Below are 9436 nucleotides of genomic sequence, written 5' to 3' on the forward strand. Positions count from 1 at the left end.
GAACTGGGTGCTCGTTTAATATATGACCGTCGTCAGTGTCTCCATGCCGGAGTCGCTACTGGAGCGCATCGACCAGTTCGCGGAGGAGCACGGCTACACGGGCCGGAGCGAGATTATCCGCGAGGCCAGTCGGAACCTGCTCGGCGAGTTCGAGGACAAGCGGCTGGAGGGGCGGGAACTGATGGGCATCGTCACCGTCCTCTTCGACTACGACACCACGACCGTAGAGGAGAAGATGATGCGCCTGCGCCACGAACACGAGGGGCTCGTCGCATCGAACTTCCACAGCCACGTCGGCGAACACCGCTGTATGGAACTGTTCGTTCTGGAGGGTGACCTCGAAGAGATTTCGACGTTCGTCGGGAAGATTCGCGCGACGAAGGACACGCTGAACATCGACTACTCGGTGGTCCCCGTCGACGAGTTCGGGACGCTCGCCGACGTCGAGTGATCAGGCGTCCGGGTCGACTTTCGTCCCGACCCACAGCAACGTCCCGACCAGCGCGAGCCCCGCGAACGGGACGAGCCACTGGAACACCGTGAGGACGGTGGCGCTGGCCTGTAGCCCGACCACCAGCAGTATCGTCGGCCCGCAACAGGCGAACCCGGAGAGCAGTCCCGGGAGCCCCGCGGCCGCTCCCGCACCGGGCCCGATTTTGCAGGCTTTCGGACCCCGGTAAGCGACCACGGAGACGGCGAGGTTCACGCCGACGAGCGTCGCGAGTATCGCCCCGAGTGCGACGTTCAGCGGCGAGACGAGGAGTTCGACCGGACCGGCGGCGACCAGCGCAACCGGTTCCCACTGGAACGGGCTGACCAGTCGCGTCGCCCGGGCCAGCGGGTCTGCGACGACGGATACCTCGAACCCCCACGGGCCGAGGCCGAGGTGGCGCAACCCGGCGAGGTACACCACGAGGTACGACACGCTCGTCGCGGCGAACGTCACGCGGCCGTCGCGCCGGGAGAACGCCCCGCGAACTGCGACGGCGGTCTGTCGGACCAGTCGTTCGACGTGAGTCACCGTCGACTGTGACCCGGCGGCGACGTCAGCGGACATAGTCCACCCCGGGGTAGAACCCCGCCCACGCGAACCACATGCCGTCGAAGGCGAGTGTCCGGTCGAGTGGTAACGCGTCGGGTGCGTGCGTCTCGCCGTCGACCCGGTAGCCGTCGTCGACGGCCTTCACCGTCACCGCGTCGGGGTTCGCGTAGACGTACGCCGTCGAGAGTACGTCGTCGGCGACGGCGACGTACTGGGTGCCGTCGATGTCGCCAGTCAGGACGCGCTCGGCGAGCACCGTCTCCTTGTCGAACGTGAGTGCGCCCTCCGAGGTCCGGGTCCCGACGACCACCCGTTTGGGGTCGGCCCGGCCGTCCGACTCCAGCGGCGAGAACAGCGTTCGGTCGCTCGCGTAGTACCCGCGCTTCGGGTTGTAGCTGCCGTACGGGTCGGTCCCGTACCGTCGCTGGAACCCGGTATCCTCCGTGAGGACGACGGTGTCTGGGTGTTCGGCGCGCCACGCCTCCCACGTCGTCCAGACGACCCGGAACTCCTGCAGCGTCGCGCCCTGCATCTGACCGCGCACGGCCGTCGCGAGCACCTGCGGCCACCAGCTATCGGTCCCTCTGTCGTACATCGTGAGGTTCGAGTTGACGAGGCGGCCGGAGACGCCGAACTCCACGGGGCCGCGTTCGAACCCCTGTGCGGTGCCGGTCAGCGGACAGTAGGTCACCGCCACCGGGTCCCCGGCGACGGTGTCGTTGACGATTTCGTGGAAGACGAGGATTCGCTGCGGGTACGCCTTCGCCTCGCCGTCACGGACGACGCCGAACACCGGGTCGCCGGGGTCGAGTGGGGCCTCGTCCGGCGGCCCGAACGTCGGGTCGTCGATGGCCGGGATGCCGTCCTTCGGAACGCCGCCGCTGACGATGTTGTCCGATATCGTCTCCACGTCGTGGCCGAGGTACAGCGACTGGTCCGCCGTGGGTGGGCGTCCGGCCGACGACGTGGACTCGTCCGTCTCACTGTCGGTTCGGTCGGTTCCCTCGGCCGCGCCGCCGGACCCACCGGTGCCGCTACAGCCGGCGACGCCGACGACGCCGAGGCCTCCCACCGCGCGGAGCCACTCGCGGCGTGTCGTGTCCATACCCGGTGTACGAGCGCATCGCTCAAAGCCTCGCGGTGAGCCTCCAGTAACCGGGTCGCTGACGCCTCAGTCGAGCACGTCGGCGACCAGTTCCGAGACGGCGTCGAGTTCGTCCTCGTTGACGCCGTGGCCCATCCCCTCGTAGATGCGCTCGTCGACGTCGCCGTTCAACCGCTCGAACGCCTCGGTCGTCTCGTGGACCCGTTCTATCGGGATGTGCGGGTCGACGTCACTACACCCGACGAACACCGGCGTCCGTTCGACGTCACCCTCGTACTCGGTCGGGTCGACGGACTCGCCGATGAGGCCGCCGCTCAGCGCGACGAGGCCGCCGTAGCGGCGCGGATTCCGGGCGACGAACTCGCTCGCGAGACAGGCCCCTTGCGAGAAGCCCAGCAAGACGACCTGTTCGCGGTCGATACCGGCGTCGGTGGCCGTCTCGACGGCGTCGCCGACGGCCTGCAAACCCGAACTCCGGCCCGGTTCGTTGTCCTCGACGGGTGCGAGGAAGGAGTTCGGGTACCACGTGTTGCCGGCGGCCTGCGGTGCCAGCAGTGCGAGGCCGTCCCAGTGGACCTCCTGGCCCATCTGGACGATGCTCCGGGCCGTCGCCCCGCGTCCGTGGACGAGCACCATCGCCGCGTCCGCCTCCTCCAGCGGCGTGCCGGCGGTGACGAGTTGCTGGCCCTGATGTGGCCCGCTCATCGCCGCCCCTCCGCGACGCCGACCGCGTCTGTCGTCTGCCACTCCGCCTCGTGTACAGCCCTCGTTGCCATACCCCTGTTACCGCGTCCGTCCTCTTGAGTAGCCGGTAACACTGGCACAACCAGTTCAGGCCCGGAGGCGAAGCGTGATGCCGTCGTCGTCGGTCACCGTCGCCGCCTCACCCGCCGACGCCACCTCGTACCCGGCGGCCGAGAGTCGGTCGGTCGCCGCCTCGACGGCCCCAGCGTCCGGCAGGACCAGTTCGAACCACGCCAGTCCGCGGCCACTGGCCGGGTCCGTCCGGCCGTTCCAGACGTTCGCGCCGACGTGGTGGTGGTAGTCCCCCGCGGCGAGAAACAGCGCACCGTCGTACGTCGTCCGGACGTTCATCCCCAGCGCGTCGACGTAGAAGGCGCGGGCCGCGTCCAGCGACGTGACTTCGAGGTGGACGTGCCCGACGTCTGTCCCCTCCGGGACCGTTCTCGCCCCCGTCGCGTCCGCTCGCACTCCCGCGGTATCGAGCTGTTCCGTCGCCATCTCGACGCCGCCGTCGGGCGTCTCGTTCCACTCCGCTCTCGGCCGGTCGCGGTAGATTTCGACGCCGTTACCCTCCGGATCACGGCAGTACAGCGCCTCGCTCACGAGGTGGTCCGACGCCCCGGACAGTTGCCACTCCGCGTCGACGCGCTCCAGTGCGTCCCCCAGTGCGGCCCGCGAGGGCACCCGAAACGCCGTGTGAAACAGGCCCGCCGACCTCCGGGACCGTTCGGGCGCTTCCGGGTCCTCGTGGAGTTCCACCAGCGCCGTCTCGCCGTCACCGAGAACGACCCGGTCGTCGCGCCGCGCTTGCACCGTCAGTCCGACCACCGTCTCGTAGAACTCGGCGGTGTCGTTCGCGTCGCCGACGGTCAGCGCGACACGTCCGATACCGGTCTCGTCCGGCAGCGTCCCAGTCTCGTCCGTCATACTGTCCCTTCGCCGGAGAGACTGATACCGATTGTGCCGCGCGCGGACGTGCGAACGGCTTTACCGCTTCGGACCGACGACCCGGTATCCGATGGTCCGGACCTCACCCGACGTCGACGCACTCCTCGCCGAGATGGACCGTGCCGAGAAACTGGCGCTCGTCCGCGGTACCGAGGACCCGGCCGAGACCGCGACCGGCTATCTCCCCGGTGTCGACCGCCTCGACGTCCTGCCGTTCAGACTGGTCGACGGTCCGCTCGGCATCCGTGCCGAGGGCGAGCGTGCGACGGCGTTTCCGGCCTCCATCGCGACGGCGGCAGCGTTCGACCCCGAACTCGCACACGCACAGGGCGCCGCGATGGCCCGCGAGGCGCGCGCCCACGACCAAGACGCGCTGCTGGCACCGGGCGTGAACGTCGTCCGCGTCCCCCACTGCGGCCGCAACTTCGAGTACCTCTCCGAGGACCCGGTCCACGCGAGCGACGTCGGCCGGGCGCTCGTCTCCGGCATCCAGTCCGAGGACGTCGTCGCGACGGTGAAACACTTCGTCGCCAACAACCAGGAGACACACCGGACGACCGTCAGCGCCGACGTGGACGAGCGGACGCTTCGAGAGCTCTACCTCCCGCCGTTCCGCGCCGCCGTCGAGGCCGGCGTCGGGTCGGTGATGACCGCCTACAACCGGGTGAACGGGACGCACATGAGCGACCACGAACGTCTCGTCGGCGACGTCCTCAAAGACGAGTGGGGGTTCGGCGGTTACGTCGTCTCCGACTGGTACGGGCTGGAGACCACCGTCGGCGCGGCGAACGCAGGACTGGACGTGGAGATGCCGGGCGTCCCGGTGGAAGACGACGACGGCGACATAGAAGAGTTCGAGTGGCCCGACGGCATCCCCGACGCGACCCACGCGGGCCTGTTCGGTGCCCCGCTCGCCGCCGCTATCGACGAGGGAACGGTCCCGCCCGAGCGACTAGACGACATGGTCGTTCGCGTCCTCGGGCAGATGGCCCGCGTCGGACTGTTCGCGGACGGGGACCGACCCGGCGAACTCGACAGCCAGCGCCACCGCGACCTCGCCGAGCGCGTGGCCGCCCGCGGGACGGTCTTGCTGGAGAACGACGGCGTCCTCCCACTCGATGACGACACAGACGTCGCCCTCGTCGGCCCCCACGTCCACGAACCGAAACTGGGCGGCGGTGGGTCCTCGGAGACGACGCCGTTCCACTCGGTGAGTCCGGCCGAAGGTGTCGAGACGCGGGCCGGCGGGACGGTGACCGTCGCCCGCGGCGTCCCAGAGATAGAAGACGTCTCGCTGTTCGACCTGTTACCGTTCGTCGAGAGCGGCCACGACGCCGACGAGAGCACCACACCGGCGACCGAACCCTCGCTGGACGCCGCCGTCGACGCCGCTGCGGACGCCGACGTGGCCGTGGTCGTCGTTCGAGACGCGACGACGGAGGCCCGCGACCGCGACTCCCTCTCGCTCCCCGGCCGACAGGACGAACTCGTCTCGGCCGTCGCCGCCGCGAACGACCGGACCGTCGTCGTCGTCCGCTCGGGCGGCCCCGTCGAGACGCCGTGGCGCGACGACGTGGCGGCTATCGTCGAACAGTGGTACCCCGGACAGGCCGACGGGACGGCGCTCGCGTCGGTCCTCTACGGTGACCGTGACCCGGGTGGTCGCCTCCCCGTCACGTTCGCACCCGAGGACGCCTACCCGACGAGCGACGAGCGACGATTCCCCGGCGTCGACGGCGTGGCCCACTACGACGAGGGTCTGTTCGTCGGGTACAGACACTTCGACGCGACGGGCGTCGACCCGACGTACCCGTTCGGCCACGGCCACTCCTACGCGACGTTCGAGTACCGCGACGCGGTGGCGGTCGACCGTTCCACCGTCGAGGTCGGCGTCGAGAACGTCGCCGAGCGACCGGGCCGCGAGGTGGTCCAAGCCTACGTTCGCCCACCGGACGTCGACGGTGTCGACCGACCCGTTCGGGAGCTTGGTGGTTTCGAGTCCGTCTCTCTCGACGCCGGCGAGTCCCGGACCGTCTCGCTCTCGCTCGACGAACTCGCGTTCTCTCGATACGACTCGCGCCACGGGTGGACCGTCGACGACGGCCGTTACACCGTCGACGTCGCTCGGTCTGCCGGCGACGTCCGAGCGTCGGTCGACGTCGACCGGAGCGGGTAGCCCACACAATTACCGGTGTATTTTGCCCCTGTCTACGACGGGAGAGTTTCGATAGGTAACCGTCTCAGTGCCGTGAGACGGTAAATAGCGGCGATTCACGACTGTCCGGCCGTTCGAAGTGGCCGACGATTTTGACGGAGTCTCTGCCCATAAGCGTTCGACGCCGCTAGCGTCGGCACTCGTGACTGAACAGACGACACTCTCTCGACGTGCGTATCTCGCTGGAAGCGGCGTCGCCGCGACTGCCGGCCTGACCGGCTGCCTCGGTATCGGTGGCTCCAGTGGCCGCGACTCGCTCTCGGTCGCCTACATGCCCATCTTCCCCGACCTGCAGTACTTCGTGATGGAACAGGAGGGGTACTTCGAAGAGGTGGACGCGACCATCGAAGGGCAGGAGTTCACCGACGGCCCCGCCATTATCCAGGCCTACGGGGGCGGCGAACTCGACGTGGCGATGTTCGGTATCGTCCCCTCGATGATCGTCATCGACCGGGGCATCCCGGCGAAGGTGACCGCCGCGAACATCAAGGAACCGATGGCCATCCTCGCGCACGAGGACTTACAGGCCCTCTGGGACGAACACGGTGCCGACGCCTTCGCAGTCTGGGAAGAGCAGAAGGGGCGCAAGTTCCGCTTCGGGACCTTCCCACAGGGGTCGGTGCCCGACGTCCTCCTGCGTTACTGGCTCCAACAGGAGGGCGTCGACACCTCGACCGTCGACATCCTCGAAATCAACGGTGCAAACGCCGTCTGGCAGGCCATCGCCAACGGCGAAATCGACGGCTCGTCCATCATGGAACCGGTGCCGACCCGCGCCGACCGAGCGAACGTCCCGGTCTCGACGTTCAGACTCGCGAGCGAGATTATGCCGGGTCAGCCTGCCGCCGTGACGCTCATGAGCGACGACGTCCGCGGCACAGCGGTCGCCACCCAGTTCCTCGAACAGCACGTCCGAGCGACGGAGTTCATCCGGACCAACCCCGAACCGACCGCCAGCATCGTCGAAGAAGGTATCGGGATGGACGCCGATCAGGCGCTCTCGGCCCTGCAGGGCCCCCTCTCGAACTTCGTCACCGACCCGCGCGAAATCGAGAACGGAACCAAGATATTCTCCCGCTTCGCCAACGAGAACGGTCAGATAGACCAACAGCTGTCACTGGACCAGATATTCGACTACAGCGTCTACGACAGCCTCTGACTGACTTCACTCACACACCACACAATGGCTATCGACGTCACCGAAGAAGTCGACCACACCGACGACACCGTCGCCGGTGCGCTCGCCGACATCGACCCCCAGCGAGCGCTCCGTGGTACCGCCGGTCTCCTCGCGTTCGTCGTCGTCTGGTGGCTCGCATCGCTCGCGCAACCGTCGTACGTGTTACCCTCGCCCGTCGCCGTCGGCGCAACGTTCTACACGGAGGCCACCAGTGGCGGGATGCTGACCGCACTCTGGAACAGCACCCTCCACTGGGTCCCCGGCGCGTTCTTCGGGACGGGACTCGGTATCGCCGCCGGCGTCGCCCTCGCGTGGAGCCCGCTGCTCGACGACCTCACGTCGCCGGTCGTCCGCGTACTCCGGCCCGTCCCCCCGCTGGCGCTCATCGGGTTCGCCATCGCGTGGGTCGGCATCAACCACGCTGGGGCCGCGTTCATCATCGCTATCGGCGCGTTCTGGATCAACTTCTACGCGACTTACGGCGGCGTCGAAGGCGTCTCCGAGGACCTCCTCGACGTGGCTCGCAGTCTCGGCGTCCAGGGTGACCTCGAACTCATCAAGGCCGTCGTCCTCCCCGCCGCACTCCCCGAGATTACCACCGGCATCCGGACCGGTATCGGCCGTTGCTGGATGCTCGTCGTCGCTTCCGAGATATTCGGTGTCGCAGGCATCGGTCGGCGCATCCTCCGCGCCTCGAACAACCTGCAGGTCGACGTCGTCATCACCTACATCCTCGTGTTGAGTCTGATGTTCCTGCTCGTCGACGTGGCGTTCCGCACACTCCAACGGAGGGCGCTGGCATGGCGGTAGAGGACCCCACCGAGACGCCGCGGGTCCGCATCGACGGCGTCGGGAAGCAGTACGACAGCGCACAGGGTCCGGTGCAGGCCCTCGACGACGTGACCTTCGACGTCGAGGCCGGCGAGTTCGTCTGCATCGTCGGCCCGTCCGGCTGTGGGAAGACGACGCTGTTTCGCATCATCGCCGGCCTCGAAGCTCCGACGAACGGGACCGTCTCACTCGACGGCGACCCCGTCGACGGTCCGGGCCCCGACCTCGGACTCGTCTTTCAGGAGTACCACCTCTTCCCGTGGCGCACCGTCGCCGGAAACGTCGGTTTCGGCCTCGAGAAGACCGACACCGTCGACTCGGGCGAGCGCCGGCGACGGGTGCAGGAACTCGTCGACCTCGTCGGCCTCGACGGGTTCGAGGACAGTTACCCACGGGACCTCTCCGGCGGGATGAAACAACGCGTCGCCCTCGCACGCGCCCTCGCCGTCGACCCCGGCCTGCTCCTGATGGACGAACCGTTCGGCGCTGTCGACGCCCAGACCAAGAAGATGCTACAGGACGAACTGCTCGACATCTGGACCGAGACGGGCAAGACCATCCTCTTCGTGACGCACGACGTCGAAGAAGCGGTCAAGCTAGCCGACCGGGTCGTCGTCATGGCCAAAGAACCGGGCCGCGTCCGGGAGGTCGTCGATGTCGATATCGAGCGGCCTCGGAACCGCTCCGACGACGCCTTCGGGACCCACTACCAGCGACTCCTCGACCTCATCCAGGAGTGACTACGGCCTGACGTAGGCGCTCCCCGACGCTTGCTGTTTGGTCAGTTCTCCCATCGCCGTCGGGACGACTCTGACGCCGTCGACGAGTTCGTCGGCATCGTAGCCGCCGCTATCGAGCGAGTTCCGGCAGGCGCACACGTCGACCCCGCGCTCGACGAGTGTCCGAACACTGGTCGCGGTCGGCGCCGACCGCAGTAGATGGTCGACCCCACCACCGTTGCAGACGACGGTGACGTCACTGGTCAGCGTCTCGTCGGCCAGCAGGTTCTCGACGTTCCTGAACGCTCGCTTCCCGTACGTGCTGTCGCCTTCGGGGACGTGCACGATGGTTCCGAGTGTCTCTGTCCCACCGTCCGTCGCCGGTGCTGTCGGATTCGCGGGCATACCGTGCCGTGGCCGACCACAGTCGAAAACGTTCCGCTCGCCGCCATCAGCGCGGCCGCTCCCCAAGGACGACGAGCCCCGCGGAGAGATATCTCTCCGCGAAGCTCGAAATGAATATGAGTATGAATGGTGGCGGCGAACCAGCTTTCCCAGAGGCTCGCGCACTCCAGTACTCCCTGGAACGCTGGCGGGCTTATCTTCCGTGTTCGGGATGGGTACGGGAGGCAACCCCGCCGCTATGGCCGCC

Annotated in this window: 10 protein-coding genes and 1 rRNA gene; 5 read left to right on the forward strand and 6 right to left on the reverse strand. The window is 67.9% G+C overall.

The annotated features are described in order from the left end of the window. Positions 1 to 22: 22 nt before the first annotated feature. Positions 23 to 451 (forward strand): CopG family ribbon-helix-helix protein, encoded by a 429-nt coding sequence (locus EGH21_RS11610; protein ID WP_220618629.1) that lies wholly within the window; start codon positions 23 to 25, stop codon positions 449 to 451. Here EGH21_RS11610 and EGH21_RS11615 read toward each other — a convergent pair whose 3' ends face one another. The 4 genes from EGH21_RS11615 to EGH21_RS11630 all read right to left on the reverse strand — a co-directional run bounded on the left by EGH21_RS11615 (position 452) and on the right by EGH21_RS11630 (position 3818). Continuing rightward, positions 452 to 1057 (reverse strand): hypothetical protein, encoded by a 606-nt coding sequence (locus EGH21_RS11615; RefSeq protein WP_220618630.1) that lies wholly within the window; start codon positions 1055 to 1057, stop codon positions 452 to 454. Next, positions 1047 to 2147: a DUF3179 domain-containing protein gene (locus tag EGH21_RS11620; RefSeq protein WP_220618631.1), complete on the reverse strand. Its 1101-nt coding sequence runs from the start codon at positions 2145 to 2147 to the stop codon at positions 1047 to 1049. The genes EGH21_RS11615 and EGH21_RS11620 overlap by 11 nt, the downstream gene beginning before the upstream one ends. Positions 2148 to 2213: 66 nt before the next feature. After that, entirely contained in the window at positions 2214 to 2852 is a 639-nt protein-coding gene (locus tag EGH21_RS11625) for an alpha/beta hydrolase (RefSeq protein ID WP_220618632.1), read from the reverse strand. A gap of 126 nt (positions 2853 to 2978) precedes the next feature. After that, on the reverse strand, positions 2979 to 3818 hold the full coding sequence (locus EGH21_RS11630) for a VOC family protein (protein ID WP_220618633.1): 840 nt from the start codon (positions 3816 to 3818) through the stop codon (positions 2979 to 2981). A gap of 91 nt (positions 3819 to 3909) precedes the next feature. Between EGH21_RS11630 and EGH21_RS11635 the strand changes: the two genes are divergently transcribed. The 4 genes from EGH21_RS11635 to EGH21_RS11650 all read left to right on the forward strand — a co-directional run bounded on the left by EGH21_RS11635 (position 3910) and on the right by EGH21_RS11650 (position 8805). Then, on the forward strand, positions 3910 to 6015 hold the full coding sequence (locus EGH21_RS11635) for a beta-glucosidase (protein WP_220618634.1): 2106 nt from the start codon (positions 3910 to 3912) through the stop codon (positions 6013 to 6015). Between the two features lie 181 nt (positions 6016 to 6196). After that, entirely contained in the window at positions 6197 to 7213 is a 1017-nt protein-coding gene (locus EGH21_RS11640) for an ABC transporter substrate-binding protein (RefSeq protein ID WP_220618635.1), read from the forward strand. Positions 7214 to 7237: 24 nt separating this feature from the next. Then, positions 7238 to 8044, forward strand: a complete 807-nt coding sequence (locus tag EGH21_RS11645) for an ABC transporter permease (protein ID WP_220618636.1) — start codon at positions 7238 to 7240, stop codon at positions 8042 to 8044. Then, a complete protein-coding gene (locus EGH21_RS11650) occupies positions 8035 to 8805 on the forward strand; it encodes an ABC transporter ATP-binding protein (protein WP_220618637.1) in 771 nt (256 codons plus the stop codon). The genes EGH21_RS11645 and EGH21_RS11650 overlap by 10 nt, the downstream gene beginning before the upstream one ends. Here EGH21_RS11650 and EGH21_RS11655 read toward each other — a convergent pair whose 3' ends face one another. After that, positions 8806 to 9189, reverse strand: coding sequence for a DsrE family protein (locus EGH21_RS11655; RefSeq protein ID WP_220618638.1), 384 nt, complete (start codon positions 9187 to 9189; stop codon positions 8806 to 8808). It abuts the gene before it with no gap. Between the two features lie 127 nt (positions 9190 to 9316). Next, a 5S ribosomal RNA gene (gene rrf / locus EGH21_RS11660) occupies positions 9317 to 9436 on the reverse strand; the annotation flags it as partial.

Source organism: Haloarcula rubra (assembly GCF_019599465.1).
Classification (GTDB): domain Archaea; phylum Halobacteriota; class Halobacteria; order Halobacteriales; family Haloarculaceae; genus Haloarcula; species Haloarcula rubra.

Excerpts from the sequence above, each read along its gene's own strand:
- EGH21_RS11655 (WP_220618638.1), bottom strand. The coding sequence starts at position 9,189 with ATGCCCGCGAATCCGACAGCACCGGCGACGGACGGTGGGACAGAGACA.
- EGH21_RS11635 (WP_220618634.1), top strand. The coding sequence starts at position 3,910 with ATGGTCCGGACCTCACCCGACGTCGACGCACTCCTCGCCGAGATGGAC.
- EGH21_RS11650 (WP_220618637.1), top strand. The coding sequence starts at position 8,035 with ATGGCGGTAGAGGACCCCACCGAGACGCCGCGGGTCCGCATCGACGGC.
- EGH21_RS11645 (WP_220618636.1), top strand. The coding sequence starts at position 7,238 with ATGGCTATCGACGTCACCGAAGAAGTCGACCACACCGACGACACCGTC.
- EGH21_RS11630 (WP_220618633.1), bottom strand. The coding sequence starts at position 3,818 with ATGACGGACGAGACTGGGACGCTGCCGGACGAGACCGGTATCGGACGT.
- EGH21_RS11615 (WP_220618630.1), bottom strand. The coding sequence starts at position 1,057 with ATGTCCGCTGACGTCGCCGCCGGGTCACAGTCGACGGTGACTCACGTC.
- EGH21_RS11620 (WP_220618631.1), bottom strand. The coding sequence starts at position 2,147 with ATGGACACGACACGCCGCGAGTGGCTCCGCGCGGTGGGAGGCCTCGGC.
- EGH21_RS11625 (WP_220618632.1), bottom strand. The coding sequence starts at position 2,852 with ATGAGCGGGCCACATCAGGGCCAGCAACTCGTCACCGCCGGCACGCCG.
- EGH21_RS11610 (WP_220618629.1), top strand. The coding sequence starts at position 23 with ATGACCGTCGTCAGTGTCTCCATGCCGGAGTCGCTACTGGAGCGCATC.